Source organism: Lientehia hominis, assembly GCF_021044755.1.
Classification (GTDB): domain Bacteria; phylum Bacillota; class Clostridia; order Lachnospirales; family Lachnospiraceae; genus Lientehia; species Lientehia hominis.
Map to the genome: position 1 here is coordinate 230,218 of NZ_JAJNOR010000004.1, position 22,435 is coordinate 252,652.

The following is a 22,435-nucleotide window of genomic DNA, read 5'->3' on the forward strand; positions in this document are numbered from 1 at the left end:
TGCAGCCTGCGTGAAAAAGTGAAAGCCTCCGGACAGACCAAAACATATAGGGGATTGATAAGAAGACAGTTCAGGTCATCAGATGCCGGAGGAAACGGAAAACTCCGGGATACCAGTGGAATAAGGGGCTATGTCATACTGCTGAAAGTAGATCACGAGACCGCTTGGCTGCAGATAAAAACTGTTTGGATTAAACGTATTCTGGATAAGGGAGCTGTAATCGTCAAAATAAGAGCCGGGGGTGATTTTTAGGCGTTTTTCGACCTGATTATCCAGATTCTTCTGCAGCCTGTACAGAGAAACAAAGCTCAAGGGATAAAAATCATTCAGCCTCAGCTGCATGCCGGTATTAAAATTCCATGTGTCTGATGTTCTGGTCGTCTCTCCGTGTGCTCCGCCCATGTAAAGATAGGTGTCCATATAAAGGCTGGTCAGACAGCCAGTATTAAAAGTAATCTCATAGGTGACATCGAAGGTATAGCTGTTAAAAGGCGGTGAGTTGGAGGGAATGTACTTTGCATTTTCAGCTGCCTGTTTATAAAGAACAGTCCGGCAGTGTTTTTCTGCTTTTTTTGCGGCTTGTGCATAATATTCATTTATAGCCTGAGCAGCAGCTTCATTGCATGTGGTAACAAAAGAAGGGTAATGGATCTGATAAATGAATACGGGAATCTGTCCGAGATACATGGAATCCTTTAGGGTCATTTGTTCTATAGTCTGCATAATAGCCCCTGAATAAAACGTTATTATATTATATTCCCGCTTTGTGTAAGCAGTCATTTTTAATAAGCTCCGATCAAGCTCCGGTTCAGCACCAGCAGAAGTTCTGGACCGTTACGATTTCGGTTCGCTGGCGATGCAGGGGCCGCTTTATCCCCGCTCCGGAAGTACCGCTCACATGTCAACAGGAAATCCAAATGATTTCCCGTCTCCCGTTCCCTCAGAAACGGAATCGGATGTTCCGATTCTGCCTCCCTCCTCCCGGAGAACACCGGCCGCTGCCCTGCGGTGCTCACCTTTAGGCCGGCCCGGACTCTCTCTGCCGGTGCCTTTCCTGCCGCGCTGTACCGGACAAATTTCATTTTTTAGATTCCAGAAAAGGATTGGATATCCCCACGGCCCGCGCGCCTTACAGCAGCGGGTAGCGGTGGGCCGCCTCAATGGCTTTTAGAACAAACGAAAGCTTATTTCGGTGCGGGAAACGGACTTCCTCCTGTCCCCTCTGATTTGCAAAGATAAGTTTGTTTGAAAGGTATACCTTGCTGCACGAGGTGGCCTGCCCGGAGGGCATGTATTTAGGGGTGCCCTTGGGTATAATTATATAGCAACGGTAAACTATAATATGAAATGGGCTGTTTGACATTTGGACAGTGAGAGATTAGAATGAAAGAAAACTTAACGGCGCCGATTTGCGTTCGGCCGGTAAGTGGTACTTGGCTGTTTTTAAATTTATAGGAGAATATAGGATGATAACCATAAGAAATGAAAAAGAAGCGGATTATAATATTGTAGAGGAAATTACAAGGAAAGCATTTTATAATCTTTATGTTCCGGGATGCGTGGAGCATTATCTGGTCCATATCATGCGCCGGCATGAGGATTTCATACCAGAGCTGGATTTTGTGATTGAGCTTGATGGTCAGGTGATTGGAAATATCATGTATACGAAAGCCAAGCTGACAGATGAGTCCGGGATGGAAAAAGAAATCCTTACCTTTGGGCCTGTTTGTATTGCACCTGAGCATCAGAGAAAGGGTTATGGAAAGATCCTCATGGAATATTCGTTTAAACAGGCGGTTTCGCTTGGCTATGATGTGATTGTTATACTTGGAAGTCCGGCAAATTATGTAAGCCGTGGATTTGTGAGCTGTAAGAAACACAATGTCTGTATGGAAAATGGAAAATATCCGGCGGCGATGATGGTGAAAGAGCTTGTTCCCGGCGCTTTGGACGGAAAAAGATGGTGTTACCATGACAGTCCTGTAATGGCGATCACTGAGGAAGAAGCACAGAAATATGATGATACTCTGGAAAAAATGGAGAAGAAGCATTTGCCGAGTCAGGAAGAATTCTATATTATGAGCCAATCATTTCTTGAGTGAGATGTAAGGCAATAATGTTATGAACGATGAATGAAAGATTAAAATCTATTCGTTTACGGTGGACTGCAGGGAGTCGCTTGAACTGGCAAAATTTTATGGGGAATTGCTCAAGTGGGAGATTTGCCGGGAGATCCAGACGCTCAGCAGCAGATGCACAGTTTTCCGATGGATGGAGAGTTCCCATTTTACGCTGTTATAGAAGTCTATGTATTGAAGACTGACCGTATATAGACAATGGATAAATAACGAACGAAAAGACAGGACAGGAAACCAATTCTGATTTTCTTAATGATGAGATCCGTTCTTTATAAGAAATAATTGAATCATTGCAAAAGGATGTGGACAAATATGCTTCGGATGTTCAACCGTTAGAATCACGGGTAGCAGAATTAGAGTCTGTCAACGACGACATAGCTTAGAACCTCAGCACCGCTCGGGATACTATAGATAAGAAACAGAAGAAGCTGGAATCTGCGGAAGCCAGAATAGGTGAGTTATCCGTTTTAGAGAATCAGCAAAGCGAGATTGATGAACTAAATGTTCAGGAAGAGTCCCTGCAGCAAGAAAACAACGAGCTAAGAGGATAAATAAGCAGCTTGAAGGCGTCTCAGGCTCCGGCACGCAGTTCCGGTTCTAATACTTTTCGCAAGAGGATGACGAGATTCCTAGAGGAGCAATCGTATATTGGACGCCGGGAGGAGAAGTGTATCATTCAACATCGAATTGTTCAACGTTAAAAGTGGTCAAAGGCAGCGGCAAAAGCAGAGGCTGTAAGGTCTGGTATTCGCAGCCCAAGAGACATTTGAAGGTAATCGACGTTCGACCAAATCTGTCGGAATCAGGTTTTTTAATATTCATAAGCTTAAAAATATAAAAAAATATAAATTCTATAACATGAAATTGCAATGTCTGCATTTGTCTATTCGACATATCAATAGAGGAAAAATATAAAAATTATTTACAAATATACAAAAAAATAATATATTATAAATATAATATTCGGATTAATTTGCTTTTGGATATAATATAGTGTGTTTTTGCGGGAGGAGGGAAATGTCAATGGGAATTTAGACGAATCTTGATCATACTGGAGAAATTTTTATTTGTGGAGGGCGATATATGAAAAGGACAATTAGTTTGATTTTATCTTTATGTATTGGGGAATGGGCCCTTTATTAAGACATCGATACGATCAATATTTTTATTGGGAAGGATATGAACCACTTTTATATTATGATAAATAAGAGAATAGTAATTAGCGGTTTGGCTCTTCTGATATTATTGTTCAGCGGTTGTACGTTAAAAAATAATATAACGGAAACAGAAAGTAATTCTATGTCAGAAGAAAACAAAGAATTTGATGATTGGGATGGCGACTACTATACTGAAAAATGGATACGTCCTTGTAAATTCTATGTGCCTACTCCAATGCCGGAAGAAAGATGGAATATGGAAAAATCGAAAACTTATTCATTGAATGGAGATACTTTTACTGTTATTAATCCATTTTCAGACGATGATCCGGCATACCAGGACCATAAGTATATAGGGACTCGAGATTATGAAACCTATATTTTGGACAAGCCGCTTATAGAAAAAATCCAAGAAGAATTGATTGGAAGTATTATTTGTCCGGATGAAGATTTATCATATTTTGATGACTTGGATTTTGACCTGATGGACTATGTAGATAACAAGAGCTTGGTTTTTCATACGAGTGACGGAAAAATCAGTGAGTGTTGGGTAGATGCGGGCAATGACGAAATTATTGTAATCAATAAATTGATTATATCTTTGAGAAAAAAATCTTAAACAGCAACAAAATCAAGACGGGCCTTCAGACAATTGAAGGCTCATCTTTTTTAATATAGTAGCTTTACAGGCGATTTTATTGGATGGACATGTTTGCTTTTTGATTAACCACATCAAAAAAACCCTTAATCTACAAGGGTTTTCAAGAGCGGATGACGGGAATCGAACCCGCCTATCCAGCTTGGGAAGCTGGTGTTCTACCAATGAACTACATCCGCGCGCAAGAACATTATACCGGTTATGGCTTAAATAGTCAAGCGCTGAAATATAAAATTTCCTGTGAGTCCCATTCTTTCCGTTTTAATCCTGACTGGCGAGTTCAGGGAGGTTTTCTTTCAAAAATTCGTGGGCCACATCCTTTGCCGGACGGTCCTCTTCGTCTACCAGATAGTTGAGACCGGCCATGATGTCCGTGGATAACGCGCCGGCCAGCATATCGGTGATCTCTGTCAGCTCAGGATATTTTTTCAAGGTTTCACTTCGGAATACGGGAACTGCATAATAGGGAGGAAATGCACCCTTGTCGTCTTCCAATATTTTCAGATCAAATTTCTTTATCAGGCCATCTGTGGAATATGCATCTATGATTTCTCCCTCGCCGCTTAAAAGAGCAGTATAACGGGGCGCTCCATCTACTCCAATCTCTGAAGCAAACTTTAAACCATATAATTCTTTTACGCCCTGCAGCCCGTCGGCCCGGTTTAAGAAGGTGAGAGTGGAGATCACACGGAGCTGACCGTTGACCTTGGCGAGATCGCTGATGCTTTCCAGATGATATTTTTCTGCAATTTCCTTAGTCGTGGAAAGGGTATACGTATTGTTCACATTTAAAGAGGAGAGGAGCTCCAGGTCATATTTGTCTTTCATCCCCTGCTTAGAGGTATCATAGACCTCCTGAACGTCGGATATAGCCTGCTTTCCAAGGATGCTCACATAGATGGTCCCGGTGTATTCCACGTAGCCGTCAATGTCGCCGCTCTGGATAGAGGTGAGACAAATGGAAGAGCCGCCCAGATCGGGAGTGGTCTCCACGGATATGCCCAGCTTTGTTTCTATAGCCTCCGAGAGCATGTACGCCAGGATTTCATTTTCCGAAAAATCCATGCTGCCGATATGGATGGACGTTTCCTTAACAGGGCGGAACACATTTCCGATGAACAGGGCTGCGAGCAGCACTGCCGCAGCGATGGCGACAACGCGTTCCTTTTTTTTGTGTTTCTTTTTCTTTTCCTTATTATCACCGGCCATGAGACTGATGGGAGTGACGAGAGTTTCGACGGCAGAGAATATCCGGTCAACCAGCAGCGCCAGGATACAGGCAGGAATCGCGCCTGCCAGGATTTTATAATTGTTGACCGTACGGATTCCAGAAAAGACCAGGAATCCAAGTCCGCCGCCGCCGACAAAAGCGGCTAGTGTCATCAGGCCTACTGCCGATACGGCAGAAATACGTACGCCGGTCATGATGACAGGCATGGCTAAAGGGAAACGGATCTTAAATAGTATCTGCCATTTTGTAAGTCCGATGCCTCTTGCAGCTTCCAGTGTCTGGGCGTTTATGTTCATCAGGCCGGCATAGGTATTTTTTATGATGGGCAGCAGAGAATAGATGACCACCAGGAAGATCGCCGGCTTCATGCCGATTCCCAGGACCGGGATGGTCAGGCCCAGGAGAGCCATACTGGGGATTGCCTGCACCAGATTGGCAAAGGCCAGAACAGGCTTGCTCGCGGGTTTTAAATAAGAGATCAGAATACCCAGGGGAACTCCGATGAGTATGGCGGCAGCCAGGGCCAGGGTGGTGAGCTGTATATGTTCCAGGAATAAAGACAGGATCTCAGACCTGGCGGAAACAATATATTGTATGAATTCTGTCATGCTCTTTCCTCCTCTTCCTCTGAAATGAACTGGCGGCTGAGGGTGGTGACCAGTGTACTTCTGGTGATCAGGCCTTCAATGATGCCCTGCTCATTGATCACCGGCAGAGTGGAGAGCTTCCTTTCGTTGAACAGATTCAGCAGATCCACGATGGAGCTGTCCGGGCTGGCGGAAGTAAAGGATTTTTCCATCAGATCCTGGGCAGGACGTTTGGTATCGTGAGTTCCGATCAAAGACTCTGCGAACAGCACGCCGAGCAGGTGTTTTTTCGGATCCGTCACCATGAGTGTGTCCACTTTTTTCTGGCTCATCAGTTCGATACATTTGAAAACTGGCATCCAGGGGAGACAGCAGACAGGCTCCCGGATCATGATATCCTGAGTTTTTATGAGCTCCGGCGACATCCATATCCGGTTAGGTCCCACAAATTCCCGGACAAAGTCATTGGCGGGATGCTTCATGATCATTTCTGGATTGTCAAACTGAGTGATCTTTCCGTCTTCCATGATGCAGATCCGGTCTGCCAGCCTCACCGCTTCATCCATATCATGTGTTACAAATACAATGGTACGCTTTAACGCTCCCTGCATTTCCATAAGAGAGTTCTGGAGCTGTGTCCTCGTGAGCGGATCCAGGGCGGAAAACGGCTCGTCCATGAGTATGATCTCCGGGTCGGACATAAATGCCCGGACGACTCCTGCCCTTTGCTGCTGCCCGCCGGACATCTCTGAGGGGTATACGTCCAGGTAAACGTCCGGATCCAGATTTACCATATCCATCAGGTCTTTTGCATCTTTTTCAATTTTTGCCGTGTCTTTGGAATTGAGCCGGGCAATGATCTCAATATTTTCCCGGATGGTCATGTGGGGAAAAAGACCGGTCTGCTGGATGACATAACCCATCCTCCGGCGAAGCGGGATCGTTTCCAGCTGCGCGATATTACTGCCGTTGATCTTTATGGTGCCGGAAGAGGGGAGGATCAATTTATTGATCATCCTAAGGGTTGTGGTCTTGCCACAGCCGCTTTCACCCAGGAGGACCACAAATTCTCCGTCGTCGATCGTAAAACTGATGTTGTCAATTACAGTATTCCCCTGAAAGGTTTTTGAAACGTTTTGAAATTCTATCATTTATGCATGATACCTCCTGTTATGTATGGCAAGCCATGTGAAACGAATTAAATGGTCATAACAGACAACAGCTCTGTATAGATTTACGGGCCGGAAAAGACAGATGTTTCATATGGCTTTATTAGACGGTGTTTTTAGAGGATGACAGATTGCTTTTCCAGATGCAGAAAAGTTTTAGAAGGATAAGGATAAATAATTGTTTGTTAATTATTTTATTATACATGATTTTATATGAAGTTTAAATAAAAAATAAGGAATTTCATAAAGATTTAAGAGTCTGTTAAGTTTTTGGATATTTTATCCGCATAAGCACCCGATAACTCTCAGGGAAGTAACGGCTTGTCTATTGGACAGAAGAGGGGTATAATTACAGTATATGCTGGATATGCTGAAAATATGACTAGGAGGATCTATGAGAATTGGAATGGGTTATGATGTCCACTGTCTGACAGAAGGACGGGACTTGATTATAGGAGGCGTGAAAATTCCCTTCGAAAAAGGGCTTTTCGGTCATTCAGATGCCGATGTCCTCCTTCATGCCATTATGGATGCGCTTTTGGGAGCGGCCGCGCTTGGGGATATAGGAAAGCATTTTCCTGATACCGACGAAGCATACCGAGGGATTTCAAGCCTTGAGCTTCTGGAGAAGGTTGGAAAGCTTTTGGAAGAAAATCTATATTTTATTGGTAATATAGATGCTTCTGTGATTGCCCAAAGGCCCAAGCTGGCTCCCTACCGGGAGGAAATGAGACAGAATATTGCGGATGCTCTCCATATATCGGTAAACCAGGTGAATGTAAAAGCGACCACGGAAGAGGGTCTTGGATTCACCGGCACCGGGGAGGGGATATCCTCTCAGGCAGTAGTCCTGCTTGAGACAGTCGGGAATTACAGTTACGGTTACGACCCCATGGAAAGGGGAACGGGCGGTAGCTGTGCGGGCTGCAGGGGCTGTCGGGAAAATGGCTGAAAAGGGGTTGACAAATCTTTCAAAACTGCATAGACTAGATAAAGAAGCAGGAACTTTTCATGCTTATAAATCAGGAAAAGGCTTTGAAGGAAAGAGTAGTACCGGCGTAAATAGCAGAGAGGGTCTGTCACCGGCTGAAAGCAGACCTTAGGAAGGCGGGTATGAAGTGCATTCCGGAGCTGACAGGGCGATGGCATCGGCAGTAGTCCTGTACGTGTAGTTTACGTTACAGACCTCAAGTGAGAGACGTCCATAGAGGCGTGTCTTATGAAGAGTGGAACCGCGGAGTGAACTTCGTCTCTTTTGAGACGGAGTTTTTTTATTCCATTAAAATGATTTTAGAACGGATAATATTCTGTAAGGAAAGAAAAGGAGAGGATATTATGGGATTCATTCGATATATTAAAGAAGAAATTGCGATCATTCGAGAGAGAGACCCGGCTATCAAAACACCGATGGAGGTTTTTCTGTATCCGAGCTTCAAGGCGATTCTGAGCTATCGGATATCACATTGGCTGTTTCTCCGAAAGCATTATTTTTGGGCCAGATGGGTATCCCAGCGGGCAGCCAGGAAAACAGGAATTGAGATTCATCCCGGCGCCACCATCGGAAAAGGGCTGTTCATAGATCACGGCCACGGGGTGATCATCGGAGAAACCGCGATAGTCGGCGACAATGTGACGTTGTTTCAGGGGGTGACTCTGGGCGGAAACGGAAAGGAAAAAGGAAAGCGCCATCCGACTATCGAAGATAATGTGATGATCAGTGCGGGAGCTAAAGTATTAGGTTCTTTTACTATAGGAGAAAATTCTAAAATAGGCGCGGGCAGCGTGGTCCTGGGGCCGGTGGAGCCGAATTCTACAGTAGTCGGCGTGCCAGGAAGAAGCGTAAAGAGAAATAACGTGCGCCTGCCCAGGATGGATATGGATCAGGTGACGCTGCCGGATCCGGTGCTGGCAGATATCCGGCAGTTAAAGGAAGAAAATCAGGAAATCAAAAAAGAGCTGGAAAGGTTAAAGGAACTGCTCCGGGTGCAGGTTTGTCAAGACAGAGCCGGTAAAGCCCGAAGTGCAGGAAAAGCCTGCAGCGCCTGATGCCCCCCTGACAGAGGAGCTGGAGAGCAGAACAGAAACGATTTAATAACGGAGCAGAAAGCAGAAGGGAGAAACCGATGAAGATTTTTAATACGCTGTCAAAGAAAAAAGAGGAATTTGTACCGCTGGAGCCTGGAAAGGTAAAAATGTATGTCTGCGGTCCCACGGTATATAATTTTATCCATATTGGAAATGCGAGGCCTATGATCGTGTTTGATACGGTCCGGCGGTATTTTGAGTATACAGGCTATGATGTGAATTATGTTTCCAACTTTACGGATGTGGATGATAAGATCATCAATAAGGCCATTGAGGAGGGGGTAGAGGCTTCCGTCATCTCCGAACGCTATATCGCGGAATGTAAAAAAGACATGGAAGGTATGAATGTGAAGCCGGCCACTACTCATCCGCTGGCCACAGAGGAAATCTGCGGCATGATCTCCATGATTGAGAACTTGATAGAAAAGGGATTTGCTTACCGGGCGGCTGACGGCACAGTGTATTACAGGACAAAGAAGTTCAAAGACTATGGAAAACTGTCCCATAAAAACCTGGAGGATCTGCAGGCCGGGCACAGAGAGATCAAAGTGGTGGGCGAAAAGGAAGACGAGTTGGATTTTGTGCTGTGGAAGCCTAAAAAGGATGGAGAGCCTTATTGGGAAGCTCCCTGGTGCAACGGCCGCCCCGGATGGCACATTGAGTGCTCTGTTATGTCGAAGCATTATTTAGGGGATCAGATTGATATTCACGCCGGCGGGGAGGACCTGATTTTCCCCCACCATGAAAACGAGATTGCCCAGAGCGAAGCCGCCAACGGCAAGGAGTTTGCAAAATATTGGATGCACAATGCGTTCCTTAATATTGACAACCGGAAAATGTCCAAATCTTTAGGGAACTTTTTTACCGTAAGGGAGATCAGTGAAAAATACGATCTGCAGGTACTCCGCTTCTTCATGCTGAGCGCCCACTACAGGAGTCCGCTGAATTTCAGCTCCGATCTCATGGAAGCGTCAAAAAACGGTCTTATGAGGATCGTGACTGCGGTAGAACGCCTGAATGAGCTTCTGGCTTCTGCATCCGGTGAGTCCATGACGGAGGAAGAAAAAGCCGTTGAGACTCAGATTAAAGAATTGGCTGCTAAATATGAAGCCGCCATGGATGATGATTTCAATACGGCGGATGCCATTTCCGCTGTATTTGAGCTTGTGAAGCTGGCGAATACCGCTGTGACAGAAGCCAGTACAAGGGCTCTGGTGGAATACGCAAAGCAGACCATTGAAACTCTCTGCGGTGTCTTGGGCATCATCACGGAAAAGAAAGAGGAGCTTCTCGACGGAGAGATAGAGACACTTATCGAGGAGCGGCAGCAGGCGAGAAAAAATAAGGATTTTGCCCGCGCCGACGAGATACGTGACACTTTGGCAGACAAAGGAATCCTTTTAAAGGACACCAGAGAGGGTGTGAAATGGACGAGAGCATAAAAGGCTGTATTCCTGGGCTCATATCCCAGGAACAGCTGCTGGTCGGTGAGGACAGTCCGGATATCCGTACTTACTCACCGCTGACGCTGGCCTTTATCGGGGATGCAGTATTCAGCCTTTATATCCGAACCATAGTGGTGGGACAGGGAAATATGGCGCCGGGCAGGCTTCACGAACGCTGCAGTGAACTGGTGAAAGCCAGCGCTCAGTCTCATATGATACACGGTATTTTTGATGCATTGACCGATGAAGAAAAGAGCGTATATAGAAGAGGAAGGAATGTCCAGGCGGGCAGCCGCGCCAAGAATGCCACAATGTCAGAATACCGCCATGCAACCGGTCTGGAGGCCTTGTTCGGCCATCTGTATCTGACTGGACAGGGAGAGAGGATGACAGAGCTGGTGGAAAAATGCCTGGCTTATCATGAGGCGGAAAAAGAAGCCGACGTGCCGTCTGATACGAAAGCTTCTGCTCCGTGACAGGGCGGCGGATCATCTGACGGAGCCGGAAAGGAGATACATGAGATACGAAGAATTTACCATAGAGGGCCGCAACGCGGTATTGGAGGCTTTCCGTTCGGGAAAGACCATAGATAAAGTCTTTCTTTTGAAAGGGTGCCAGGATGGACCGGTGCTCAGTATCGCAAGAGAGGCGAGAAAACAGGATACGCTGGTACAATACGTGCCTAAGGAGCGGCTGGACCAGTTATCCTCCACAGGGAAGCATCAGGGAGTTCTGGCTTATGCGGCGGCCTATGAATATGCAAGTGTAGAGGATATGCTCGCTCTGGCAGAGGAAAAGGGAGAGCCGCCTTTTTTGTTCCTGCTGGATGGAATTGAGGACCCTCATAATCTGGGGGCAATCATCCGGACCGCGAATCTGGCCGGCGCACACGGAGTCATCGTTCCCAAACGGCGCGCGGCAGGGCTGACTGCCGTAGTGGCGAAGACATCAGCCGGAGCTTTGAATTATACGCCCGTGGCTAAGGTGACGAACCTGACGGCAGTGATGGAAGAGCTGAAAGCAAAAGGAATGTGGTTTGTCTGTGCTGATATGGACGGAACTGTCATGTATGATCTGGATCTGACCGGTCCTATGGGGATCATCATTGGAAATGAAGGAGAGGGAGTCGGCCGCCTGTTAAAGGAACGGTGCGATCTGACCGCGTCCATCCCGATGAAGGGGGATATCGATTCTCTGAACGCTTCTGTAGCGGCGGGGGTACTGGCCTATGAGGTGGTACGGCAGCGCCTGAAGAAATAGAAGAGGCATCATTTGATTGACAGTTGCGGAAAAATATGATAGGAATATAATATAGCAGAGAAAGGATGTGAAGAATTGCGTGGACGACAGTGATGACAGCGACAGTGAATCCTGTGAGCAGAGAATAGTGGTTCCATGCAGTGTGATGATATGATAAGGGCGTGGTCTGTATCTGAAAAAGCGGATATGGGCTGTGCCTTTTTGTGTTCTGAAAACTGCGGGGCTATGGCCCGAGATTATAGGATAAGGAGATTGCTATGATAGGACCGATTCTTTTACAAGTTGTTTTGATATTTTTAAATGCGACCTTTGCCAGTGCGGAGATAGCCGTTATCTCTATGAATGAGACAAAGCTTAAAAAGCTGGCGGATGAGGGAAATAAACGGGCAGGAAAGCTGGCGGCGCTGACGGAGCAGCCGGCTCGTTTCCTGGCCACGATACAGGTGGCAATCACTCTGGCGGGGCTTTTGGGCAGCGCTTTTGCGGCGGAAAATTTCGCGGGACCACTGGTGGCGGTATTAATGGATAAGGGGATCACGGTACCGGAGAATGTTCTTAAGTCCGTGTCCGTTTTTTTGATTACTTTGGTTCTGGCGTATTTTAATCTGGTGTTCGGAGAACTGGTCCCTAAGCGGATTGCAATGAAAAAATCAGAGGAGACTGCTCTTGGTATGGCAGGGACCCTCAGCTTCGTGTCCAAGGTCTTTGCCCCGCTGGTGTTTCTTTTGACTGCCTCCACCAATGGAATCCTCCGTCTTATGGGCATTAATCCGGACGAAGACGACGAGAAGGTAACAGAAGAGGAGATTCGGATGCTTTTGATGGCCGGGAATGAACAGGGTACAATTGATGCAGACGAAAATGAGATCATTCAGAACGTATTTAAGTTCGATGATATTACCGTAGGCCAGATCTGTACTCATCGTGTGGAAGTGACTTCTCTGCTGTTTACGGACAGCATGGAAGAATGGGAACGAGTTATCCATGAGAGCCGGCATACGCATTATCCGGTCTGCGGAGAAAGCCGGGATGATATATTGGGAGTTCTGGATACAAAAGATTATTTCCGCCTTCCGGAAAGAACGAAGGAAGCCGTGATGGAGAAGGCGGTCGACGGGGCGTATTTTATACCAGAAGCGATGAAAGCGAATGTCCTGTTTCGGAATATGAAAAAGGCGAGGACTTACTTTGCCGTGATTATTGATGAATACGGAGGCATGGCGGGAATCATAACACTCCATGATCTGATGGAGGCATTGGTCGGTGATCTTTATGAGCTGGAAGAGCCGGAACAGCCGGAGGATATTCAGAATATTGGAGAAGGGCAGTGGCAGATACAAGGATGCGCGGATCTGGATGAAGTGGCAGAAACGCTCGGCGTCCTGCTGCCCACAGATGTATATGATACCTACAATGGATTTCTGTTTGGGGTGATCGGCCGTGTACCGAGCGACGGAGAAACGTTTACGTGCCAGTATGACAGGATGAAGATAGAGGTACATACTGTAGTGAATCACAGGATCTGTGATACGACAGTGACTCTTCTTCCATCTGGTGAAGAAGCAGAAGGCCCGGGCGTTTAAACGCCCGGACCTGCTTTGCTCCAAAAGAAAAGAACCTGATATTTATCAGGTTCTTTTAAGCTGACGAGCGGACTCGAACCGCCGACCTCCTCATTACCAATGAGGTGCGCTACCGCCTGTGCCACGTCAGCACTTTTCCGCTTTTCTAAGCGGCAACATGAATAATATACTATAGAAGTTACGGCTTGTCAACTATCATTTTCGCCAAAATATTATTTCTTATATTTTTTGAGCAATTAAATAATTTTGAGCTGATTCCATACAATTACCTCTGTCAGAATTGAATTGATTTTTCAAAAAACGGAAGATAATGGATGTACTTCAGGGAAGTATTTAGTAAAATAATAACAGCGGATATGGATTTCTGCCGCTGTCTGCACATGGACAGGAGGGTGGTCATGATAGAAATTGTAACACTTATGGAAGAATTGCAGAGGGGGCTGCATGATGGGCGCCTGAAGGAAATCTACATGGATGACTCTGTACTTATATATCAAAGAGAACGATATATAAAAGCACTGAAAAATCATCAAAAATTATTTGGCGGGGAACTGGCAGCGGTCTACAGTATACCGGGCAGAAGCGAAATAGGCGGAAATCATACGGACCATCAGTGCGGAATGGTATTGGCGGCCTCTGTTAATCTGGACATCATTGCTGTGGCGGGACGAAGCTGTGACAGAAGGATTCGAATCATTTCAGAGGGTTATGATGAAATCACGGTGGATTTATCGGACCTGTCCAAAAAACAGGAAGAGGAAGGGACGCCGGCCAGTCTGGTCCGCGGAGCGGCGGCAGGGCTCAGATCAGAAGGGTTCCAGCTGGAACAGGGATTTGACGCATACGTGACAAGTGATATTCCGATTGGAGCCGGTCTGTCATCTTCAGCGGCTTTTGAAGTGATGGCGGGTACAATCATTTCTGGTCTGTTCTATGATGGAAAGATCAGTCCTTTGGAAATCGCCAGAGCAGCTCAATATGCAGAGAACATTTATTTCGGAAAACCCTGCGGCCTGATGGATCAGATGGCTTGCTCAGAAGGCGGATTGATCCAGATTGATTTTAAGGATCCGGTGACTCCGGAAGTGAGAAAAGTACATGGAAACTTTGATGCGTATCACTATAGCATGTGTATCGTGGATACGAAAGGCTCTCATTCCAGTCTGACAGAGGAATATGCCATGATTCCGGCGGAAATGAAATACGTTGCCGAATACATGGGAAAAAAGGTGCTGAGGGAGGTTGATAAAAGGGAATTTTTCAGAAGGCTTCCAGAGATTCGGAAAGCGGCCGGAGACAGAGCAGTCCTTCGGGCTATTCATTTCTTTGAGGAGGACGAGCGCGCGGAGGCGGAGACAGAGGCTCTTTCGGAAGGGAGGTTTGCGGATTTTTTGAAGCTGGTGAAAGAATCTGGGAATTCTTCTTTTAAATATCTGCAGAATATCTATACGTGTAAAAGCCCACGGGAACAGGGACTGTCTATAGGCTTGGCAGTCAGTGAGGACATCCTGGGCTCCCGAGGCGCAAGCAGGGTGCATGGAGGCGGGTTCGCCGGAACTATCCAGGCTTTTGTACCGGATGATCTTGTAAGTCGGTACAAGGAGGCCATGAACGGTATTTTTGGTGAAGGCTCCTGCCATGTTCTGAAGGTGAGGCCATATGGAAGCATTTGGGTATTATAGGAAAAGAACTGTAAAATGTATGGTCCGGACAGGGGAAAGGGAGCTTGACAAAAGCCTTTCCTGCGGGTATAATATCCGATGATATGGAAAAGAACGTAGAAGAGAAAGAGTAAGGCTCCATAAGGTTTCAGAGAGCCGCCGGATGGTGTGAGGCGGTGCCTGATGTGCCCGAACTGGTCTCGGAGTTCCGCGGCAGAACAATTATCCCATTGCGGGATGATGCAAGTAAGCGGCGGCGGGTCTTCCCGTTACAGAAGCGATGAGTGCACAGCAGTCTGGCTGTGAAGTAGAGTGGTACCGCGAACAGGCCCTTCGTCTCTATAAGAGACGAGGGGCTTTTTGATTACGACTAAAAACTGAGAAAGGATGAATCATATCATGGCTATCCCTTATAATCATAAGGAAATTGAAAAGAAATGGACAAAAAAATGGACGGAGGACCCGGTCAATGTAAATGATGGGAAGAAACCGAAATATTACTGTTTGGATATGTTCCCTTATCCTTCTGGGAACGGACTTCATGTGGGGCATTGGAGGGGTTACGTAATCTCTGATGTCTGGAGCCGGTATAAGATGCTGAAAGGATATTATATCATCCATCCCATGGGATGGGACGCGTTTGGGCTTCCGGCTGAGAACTATGCGATCAAGATGGGAGAGCATCCGGCGAAATCCACGGCTGACAATATCGATCACATCAGAGAACAGATCAAGCAGATCGCTGCTGTTTATGACTGGGACATGGAAGTGAATACCACGGATCCTTCCTTCTATAAATGGACTCAGTGGATTTTCGTCAAGATGTTCAAGGCGGGGCTCGCATATGAAAAAGAGATGCCGATTAATTGGTGCCCGTCCTGTAAGACAGGTCTTGCCAACGAAGAAGTAGTGAACGGATGCTGTGAACGGTGCGGCGCCCCGGTCACCAAGAAAAATCTGAAGCAGTGGATGCTCAAGATCACCGCCTATGCGGACAGACTGCTGGACGATCTTGATAAGCTGGACTGGCCGGAAAAGGTCAAGAAAATGCAGACAGACTGGATCGGAAAATCCTACGGCGCTGAGATTGATTTTCAAGTGGATGGAAAAGCGGAGAGCATCAAGGTGTATACCACCCGTCCGGATACGCTGTATGGAGCTACCTTCATGGTGCTGGCGCCGGAGCATGCCATGGCGGCCGGACTCGCTTCTCCTGAGAAGAAAAAAGATGTGGAGGACTATATATACCAGGCTTCCATGAAATCCAATGTGGACCGTCTCCAGGATAAAGAAAAAACCGGCGTGTTTACGGGAAGCTATGCGGTAAACCCGATCAATGGAGCAAAAGTTCCCATTTGGCTGTCTGATTATGTACTGGCAGATTACGGTACCGGCGCAATCATGTGCGTGCCCGCCCATGACGACAGAGACTTTGAATTCGCGAAGAAATTTGATATACCGATCATCCAGGTGATCTCACCGGACGGAAAGGAAAATCCGGATCTTGAGGAGGCATATGTGAATCCCGGCGTCATGATCAATTCCGGGGAGTTCAACGGGATGAGCTCAGAAGAGGCCAAAGCGAAAGTTCCGGACATCATGGAGGAGAGGGGACTGGGTAAAAAAACTACTCAGTACAAGCTGCGTGACTGGGTATTTTCCAGACAGCGCTACTGGGGAGAGCCGATCCCCATCATTCACTGCGACCACTGCGGGTGTGTCCCTGTGCCGGAAGAGGAGCTTCCTCTGCTTTTGCCGGAAGTGGAATCCTATCAGCCGACCGGTACAGGAGAATCTCCTCTGGCGGCAATCGATGAATGGGTGAACACCACTTGTCCTGTCTGCGGACGGCCCGCTAAGAGAGAAACGAACACGATGCCTCAGTGGGCGGGATCCTCCTGGTATTTTCTCCGTTACGTGGACAATAAGAACAGCGGGGAGCTTGTCTCCAGAGAGAAAGCAGATAAATATCTTCCGGTGGATATGTATATCGGCGGCGTAGAGCACGCGGTACTCCATCTTCTGTACTCCAGATTTTATACGAAATTTCTTCATGATATCGGCGTGGTGGATTTTGATGAGCCCTTCAAAAAGCTCTTCAACCAGGGCATGATAACCGGAAAGAACGGCATCAAGATGAGTAAGTCCAAAGGCAATGTGGTATCGCCGGATGATCTGGTGCGCGACTATGGATGCGATTCCCTGAGAATGTATGAGCTGTTTGTGGGACCTCCGGAACTGGATTCGGAATGGGATGAGAGAGGAATCGACGGAGTGAACCGTTTCCTCAACCGTTTCTGGAACATGGTGATGGACAGCAGAGATTCAGAAATGACGTCTACGAGGGAGACAGAAAAGCTCCGTCACAAGATGATATATGATATCACCAGCCGTTTGGAAAGCTTCAGCCTTAATACGGTCGTCAGCGGCTTCATGGAATATAACAATAAGATGATCGAGATGGCGAGGAAGAACGGCGGCATGGATAAAGAAACTTTAGAAACGGCTGTCACGCTTCTGGCCCCCTTTGCCCCCCACATCTGTGAAGAGCTTTGGAGCCAGCTGGGACATGAGACCAGTGTCTTTGACAGCAGCAATACCTGGCCGGAATATGATGAAAGCAAAATGGCAGACGATGAAAAAGAAATTGCCGTGCAGCTCAACGGCAAGACAAGATGCGTCATCACCCTGCCGGTGGATATGGAAAAGGAAGCGGCTCTGGAAGCGGGACGAAAAGCCCTGGGGAGCAAGCTGACGGGAAGCATCGTAAAAGAGATCTATGTACCCGGAAGGATCATCAATATCGTGGCTAAGTGATGGAAAATTCTGTAACCTGTTCCGTAAAGGGGAACCGCCGCGGCGATGTGACCGACAACGATTAAACGGTACTATAAAAATTCTTTATAAACAGGAAAGAATAAATTGATAAATAATCAACAGAAATTTCATTGACTTTTGTCAGATAAAATGAGATAATAAAGCAGATTTCGATTTTACTTAATTTTATAAAGGAGGAACAAGGAATGGCAACAAAAGCATATTATCCTATTTCTGAAATCGGCAAGGGTAAAGTTGGTTTTTCCAAAACCCGTGCTATCGTTGAAGCCGCGTTTTATGGCAACAACGTAGTAAAGGTAAATACCCTGAAAGAGGCTTACAAGCTGGCTAAGAATTCACCTGGAACCATTGTGACAGACATGCCGGTATATAGAGCAGAAGAAATCGGCCTTGACAGTGACGCCAAAGTTCTTTTATTCAACGATGGCGCGATCACAGGGCGTTATGCAGCGGCACGCCGGATTGCAGGCGAGCCCGGAGTAGACTGTGAAGCACTTGATAAGGTGGCGATGGACGCTGTCTACGATTCCCGCTGGAAAAAAATGTACCATGCAGAGGTATATGTAGGACTTGATCCTGAGTTCATGGTAAAGGCACATCTTCTGCTTCCTGAAGGAGAAGAGAACATCATGTACTCCTGGATGTTAAACTTCCAGTACATGTCAGATGAGTACGTAAAGATGTATAAGAACTCTAAGGCAGTTGGAGACGGAAAAGAAGCTGACATCTATATCTTCTCCGATCCTCAGTGGAGCCCCGTGGATCATCCCGGCGTAAACTTCGACTGCTTAAGCGACCCTGCAAAGAAGACTCTCTGCTATTTCAATACAGATACCAACTGTGCATGTATCCTGGGTATGAGATACTTCGGGGAGCACAAGAAGGGTACTCTGACCATGGCATGGGCGATCGCGAACCGCAATGGTTATGCTTCCTGCCACGGCGGACAGAAGGAATATACTCTGGCGGACGGCAGCAAGTATGTAGCTTCCGTGTTCGGCCTGTCAGGTTCCGGAAAGTCCACTCTGACTCATGCAAAGCATGACGGAAAATACGGCGTTACCGTGCTTCATGACGATGCGTTTATCATCAATACCGATACCTGTGCATCCGTAGCTCTGGAGCCCGCTTATTTTGACAAGACTGCCGATTATCCTACCGGCTGCCCTGACAACAAATATCTGCTGACAGTTCAGAACTGCTCCGCAACTCTGGATGAGGACGGCAAGATTCAGCTTGTGACGGAAGATATCCGCAACGGCAACGGACGTGCCATCAAGTCCAAGCTGTGGTCCCCGAACCGTGTGGACAGGGTGGATTCTCCTGTAAATTCTATTTTCTGGATTATGAAGGATCCCACCATTCCGCCTGTGGTAAAACTGAAAGGTTCTGCTCTGGCTTCCGTAATGGGTGCTACTCTGGCCACGAAGAGATCTTCCGCAGAGAGACTGGCTCCCGGTGTGGATCCCAACAAGCTGGTCGTAGTTCCTTATGCGAACCCCTTCAGGACTTATCCTCTGGCAAACGACTATGAGAAGTTCAAGAAGCTGGTTGAGGAGAAGGATGTAGACTGCTACATTATCAATACCGGTGATTTCATGGGCAAGAAAGTACAGCCCAAAGATACGATCGGCATTCTGGAGAAGATCGTGGAAGGCAAAGCCGAGTTCAAAAAATGGGGACCTTTCTCTGATATTGAGATCATGGATTGGGAAGGCTTTGTTCCGGATCTGAATGACGCGGATTACCTGGCACAGTTGAAAGCACGTATGCAGGATCGTGTAAACGAGGTTTCTGCGTTCGCTACAGAGAAGGGCGGATACGACGCACTTCCTGAAGAAGCTTTGGAAGCTCTGAAAAAGGTAGTCAGTGAACTGAACTGATTAAATATTATCTCGTTTTGAGTAATAAGTGAAAGAAACGCCGTCTGCGGCCATGTGTCTGCAGACGGCGTTTTTTAATATATAAGCTTTTAAAATGATTGGCCGGTTTAGTATAATGTATTGTAGATACGCTGAAAATCCTCCAGAATCTGCATATGAGAAAAGTCCGGCTGGTAGATCATATGGATCTCCCGGACCATGCTGCCGTTTTCAATGGGCAGAACTGCAAGGCGGCCCTGACGGATATCTTCGCGGCAGGCGGACCGGGCGATGATGGATACGCCGAAATTCTGGGCTACCAGTTCTTTGGTCATGGCCAGATTGTCCAACTCCATGACGATGTTGAAATTCTGAATGGATTCCCTCTGACTCCAGAGAAAGTTTTCAAAAAGCATCCTGGTCCCGGCAGTCTGAGGACGGAGGATCAGCTTCTCATCCTTGATCTCTTCCAGGCGGACCTCCTGGCGTTTTGCGAAGCGATGCTCCAGAGACACGGCCAGACACAGATAATCGGTGTCCAGAAGGACAGAAGGAAAGCGGTTATTGGGCAGAATGCCTTCCACAAAAGCGAGATCCAGTTCATAGAGGGCCATTTTACGATAAAGATTATTTATAGTGTCTGTATGAATTTTTATATGTGTTTCCGGATGATCATCACAATATCGGGCTATTACCCGGGGCATCATATTCTCTCCGGCGGTCTGGGTGATGCCGATGGTGAGGTGGGTGCTCTGTTTCCAGCTGTCTTCGATGGAACGGCGCACATCCTGATCGATAGCAGCCATTCGTTTGGCATATTTCAAGAGGATTTCTCCCTCCGCGGTCATGATCAGGGACTTTTTGTCTTTCTTGAAAATGGTGACAGTATAGTCCCTCTCCAGTGTCCGGATGTGATGGCTGACAGCCGGCTGAGTCAGGGATAATTCCCTGGCAGCGGCCGTAAAACTCCCGGTTTCCGCTACTTTTAAAAGAGTATATACTTTAGAATCTAACATGCAGTTACCTCCCCCGGTTACAAGTTATAAATTTAATTTATGAATTACAAGGAAAATATAATTTGATTATAGCAAAGTGTTATTTTATAATCAATATATCATAAAAATATTTTATAGACTGAAATGGAGGGCCTGAATAAAATAAATAAAAAATAACGGGGGTGATTGCAATGATGTTGCTCAGTATGATTGAAAATGATTCTGTGCGCGTGATTCTTTCTTTGGCAATTATGGTATCTGCGGGGTTGATATTTACAGCCGTTACAAGAAGAATCCATTTGCCAGATGTGACCGGTTACATCCTGGCAGGGGTGGCGATTGGGCCATATGCGCTCCATCTGATACCAGATGGGATTGCAGATCATATGAGCTTTGTTGCAGATGTGGCGCTGGCTTTCATTGCATTTGGAGTGGGGCGGTATTTTAAGTGGTCGGTGTTAAAGAAAAATGGGAAGAAAGTGGTGATAATCACCGCGATGGAAGCGCTGATGGCCGGACTTGTCGTTACGCTTGCCATGCTTTATATCTTTCGCCTTTCTCTTCCCTTTTCCCTGCTTTTGGGTGCGATCGGATCGGCCACGGCTCCTGCGTCTACGATCATGACCATACGGCAGTATAAGGCAAAGGGAGAATTTGTAAATACGATCCTCCAGGTAGTAGCGCTGGATGATGCGGTGGCTCTTTTAGCGTTCAGCGCATGTACGGCAGTTGTGAATGCTTCGGAAGGGAACGGAGCGGGTGTATGGTTTATACTAAAACCAATCCTGCTCAATATTGGGGCCTTGGCTCTGGGGGCGTTTTTTGGTCTGGTCCTTCATTGGCTGGTGGACAGAGAGAGGAACCGGGAGCGGAGGATCATCCTTCTCATCGGTATGGTGCTTATACTGACTGGCTTCTGTTCTTCCTTTGATATATCGCCGCTTTTGTCCTGCATGGTGATGGGAACGGTATACATCAATGTGGGCGGCTCAAAAAAGACCTTTACTCAACTGAATCATTTCACTCCCGCAGTCTTCCTTTTGTTCTTTGTGAATTCGGGGATGCGGCTGAATGTGCCGATGTTAAAGACGGCCGGGATTATAGGGGTAAGCTACTTTTTTATCCGGATAGTCGGAAAGTACATAGGGGCGTATCTGGGAGCACGGTTCACAGGGGCGGCGGTGGAGATCCGGCGCTATCTGGGGCTGGCCCTGATACCACAGGCCGGGGTATCCATCGGGCTTTCTGTACTGGCAGAACGGATGCTTCCGGAAAAGCTTGGGATGCTGTTATCTACGATCATTTTATCTTCCAGTATTCTTTATGAACTGACAGGACCGGCCTGCGCGAAAGCCAGCTTGTTCCTGGCAGGGGCGATACCGGGCAGAAAAAAAGGAACGGGCAGGGAAATGCCGCCGGATACGAAGAGTAAGAAAACAGAAAAGAAGTGAAGTTTTTCTGAAATTGTTTTTCTTGTCAGACGGGAAAAGAAGTGATATATTTACAGATACAGAAGGAGCAAAGGTGCAGCTTTTATAAAGGTTGTGCCTTTTTTATTTCATTGGGAAATCTGCTGAGCTTTCTGGAAGTGCAGGGCTGGAGACTTTCAGGGAACGTGAGGAAAGGGAGTCTGAAATGGTCTTGCATATTTTGTCACACGGACAAACGCAGCGCCGGGTTTTCCTTTATTTAAAGTTCTCGGCGGCATGTACTAAGGAGAAGACCACAAGAATAACATTAAATAGAAAATAGCCTTTTTGTGTAAT

The 22,435-nt window shown here is 46.8% G+C and carries 17 protein-coding genes, 2 tRNA genes and 2 other annotated features; of the genes, 12 read left to right on the forward strand and 7 right to left on the reverse strand.

Translation table 11 applies throughout. The annotated features are described in order from the left end of the window. Positions 1-78 precede the first annotated feature (78 nt). Both LQE92_RS07795 and LQE92_RS07800 read right to left on the reverse strand, forming a co-directional pair. Positions 79-723, reverse strand: coding sequence for a DUF3298 and DUF4163 domain-containing protein (locus tag LQE92_RS07795; RefSeq protein WP_231062422.1), 645 nt, complete (start codon positions 721-723; stop codon positions 79-81). A gap of 59 nt (positions 724-782) precedes the next feature. Beyond that, entirely contained in the window at positions 783-1,082 is a 300-nt protein-coding gene (locus LQE92_RS07800) for a hypothetical protein (RefSeq protein ID WP_231062423.1), read from the reverse strand. Between the two features lie 384 nt (positions 1,083-1,466). On the opposite strand from LQE92_RS07800, the gene LQE92_RS07805 reads away from it, so the two are divergent. Continuing rightward, positions 1,467-2,102: a GNAT family N-acetyltransferase gene (locus tag LQE92_RS07805; protein ID WP_231062424.1), complete on the forward strand. Its 636-nt coding sequence runs from the start codon at positions 1,467-1,469 to the stop codon at positions 2,100-2,102. Positions 2,103-3,437: 1,335 nt separating this feature from the next. Continuing rightward, complete coding sequence (locus tag LQE92_RS07815; RefSeq protein WP_231062425.1) at positions 3,438-3,914, forward strand: hypothetical protein; 477 nt, start codon at positions 3,438-3,440, stop codon at positions 3,912-3,914. 147 nt (positions 3,915-4,061) lie between these two features. Here LQE92_RS07815 and LQE92_RS07820 read toward each other — a convergent pair. From LQE92_RS07820 to LQE92_RS07830, 3 genes are all read right to left on the reverse strand, one after another. Beyond that, positions 4,062-4,132 (reverse strand) — tRNA-Gly (locus tag LQE92_RS07820). An 82-nt stretch (positions 4,133-4,214) separates the two neighbouring features. Beyond that, positions 4,215-5,792, reverse strand: coding sequence for an ABC transporter permease/substrate-binding protein (locus tag LQE92_RS07825; RefSeq protein ID WP_231062426.1), 1,578 nt, complete (start codon positions 5,790-5,792; stop codon positions 4,215-4,217). Continuing rightward, positions 5,789-6,922 (reverse strand): ABC transporter ATP-binding protein, encoded by a 1,134-nt coding sequence (locus LQE92_RS07830; protein WP_147596580.1) that lies wholly within the window; start codon positions 6,920-6,922, stop codon positions 5,789-5,791. Before LQE92_RS07830 ends, LQE92_RS07825 begins: the two co-directional genes overlap by 4 nt. A gap of 412 nt (positions 6,923-7,334) precedes the next feature. Here LQE92_RS07830 and ispF point away from each other — a divergent pair, with 412 nt between their 5' ends. From ispF to LQE92_RS07860, 6 genes are all read left to right on the forward strand, one after another. Beyond that, complete coding sequence (ispF, locus tag LQE92_RS07835; protein WP_231062427.1) at positions 7,335-7,892, forward strand: 2-C-methyl-D-erythritol 2,4-cyclodiphosphate synthase; 558 nt, start codon at positions 7,335-7,337, stop codon at positions 7,890-7,892. Between the two features lie 74 nt (positions 7,893-7,966). After that, positions 7,967-8,197, forward strand: a binding site (T-box leader). Between the two features lie 78 nt (positions 8,198-8,275). Then, positions 8,276-8,986, forward strand: coding sequence for a serine O-acetyltransferase EpsC (epsC, locus tag LQE92_RS07840; RefSeq protein WP_231062428.1), 711 nt, complete (start codon positions 8,276-8,278; stop codon positions 8,984-8,986). 77 nt (positions 8,987-9,063) lie between these two features. Continuing rightward, positions 9,064-10,467, forward strand: a complete 1,404-nt coding sequence (gene cysS, locus LQE92_RS07845) for a cysteine--tRNA ligase (protein ID WP_231062429.1) — start codon at positions 9,064-9,066, stop codon at positions 10,465-10,467. After that, positions 10,452-10,946 carry a Mini-ribonuclease 3 gene (locus tag LQE92_RS07850; RefSeq protein ID WP_231062430.1) on the forward strand — a complete coding sequence of 165 codons (495 nt, stop codon included), beginning with the start codon at positions 10,452-10,454 and terminating at the stop codon, positions 10,944-10,946. Before cysS ends, LQE92_RS07850 begins: the two co-directional genes overlap by 16 nt. Positions 10,947-10,986: 40 nt before the next feature. Continuing rightward, complete coding sequence (gene rlmB / locus LQE92_RS07855; RefSeq protein WP_231062431.1) at positions 10,987-11,730, forward strand: 23S rRNA (guanosine(2251)-2'-O)-methyltransferase RlmB; 744 nt, start codon at positions 10,987-10,989, stop codon at positions 11,728-11,730. Positions 11,731-11,987: 257 nt separating this feature from the next. After that, positions 11,988-13,313, forward strand: a complete 1,326-nt coding sequence (locus LQE92_RS07860) for a hemolysin family protein (protein ID WP_231062432.1) — start codon at positions 11,988-11,990, stop codon at positions 13,311-13,313. A 58-nt stretch (positions 13,314-13,371) separates the two neighbouring features. On the opposite strand, the gene LQE92_RS07865 is transcribed toward LQE92_RS07860, so the two are convergent. Continuing rightward, a tRNA-Thr gene (locus LQE92_RS07865) sits at positions 13,372-13,444 on the reverse strand. Positions 13,445-13,711: 267 nt separating this feature from the next. Between LQE92_RS07865 and LQE92_RS07870 the strand changes: the two genes are divergently transcribed. The 3 genes from LQE92_RS07870 to LQE92_RS07880 all read left to right on the forward strand — a co-directional run bounded on the left by LQE92_RS07870 (position 13,712) and on the right by LQE92_RS07880 (position 19,695). Further along, positions 13,712-14,995, forward strand: coding sequence for a galactokinase (locus tag LQE92_RS07870; RefSeq protein ID WP_231062433.1), 1,284 nt, complete (start codon positions 13,712-13,714; stop codon positions 14,993-14,995). A gap of 87 nt (positions 14,996-15,082) precedes the next feature. Further along, positions 15,083-15,318, forward strand: a binding site (T-box leader). Between the two features lie 55 nt (positions 15,319-15,373). Then, positions 15,374-17,791, forward strand: a complete 2,418-nt coding sequence (gene leuS / locus LQE92_RS07875; RefSeq protein WP_269141892.1) for a leucine--tRNA ligase — start codon at positions 15,374-15,376, stop codon at positions 17,789-17,791. Between the two features lie 206 nt (positions 17,792-17,997). After that, positions 17,998-19,695, forward strand: a complete 1,698-nt coding sequence (locus tag LQE92_RS07880; RefSeq protein WP_231062434.1) for a phosphoenolpyruvate carboxykinase (ATP) — start codon at positions 17,998-18,000, stop codon at positions 19,693-19,695. Positions 19,696-19,802: 107 nt separating this feature from the next. On the opposite strand, the gene LQE92_RS07885 is transcribed toward LQE92_RS07880, so the two are convergent. Continuing rightward, positions 19,803-20,690: a LysR family transcriptional regulator gene (locus LQE92_RS07885; RefSeq protein ID WP_231062435.1), complete on the reverse strand. Its 888-nt coding sequence runs from the start codon at positions 20,688-20,690 to the stop codon at positions 19,803-19,805. A 170-nt stretch (positions 20,691-20,860) separates the two neighbouring features. Here LQE92_RS07885 and LQE92_RS07890 point away from each other — a divergent pair, with 170 nt between their 5' ends. Beyond that, entirely contained in the window at positions 20,861-22,120 is a 1,260-nt protein-coding gene (locus tag LQE92_RS07890; RefSeq protein ID WP_231062436.1) for a cation:proton antiporter, read from the forward strand. Positions 22,121-22,435: the final 315 nt, after the last annotated feature.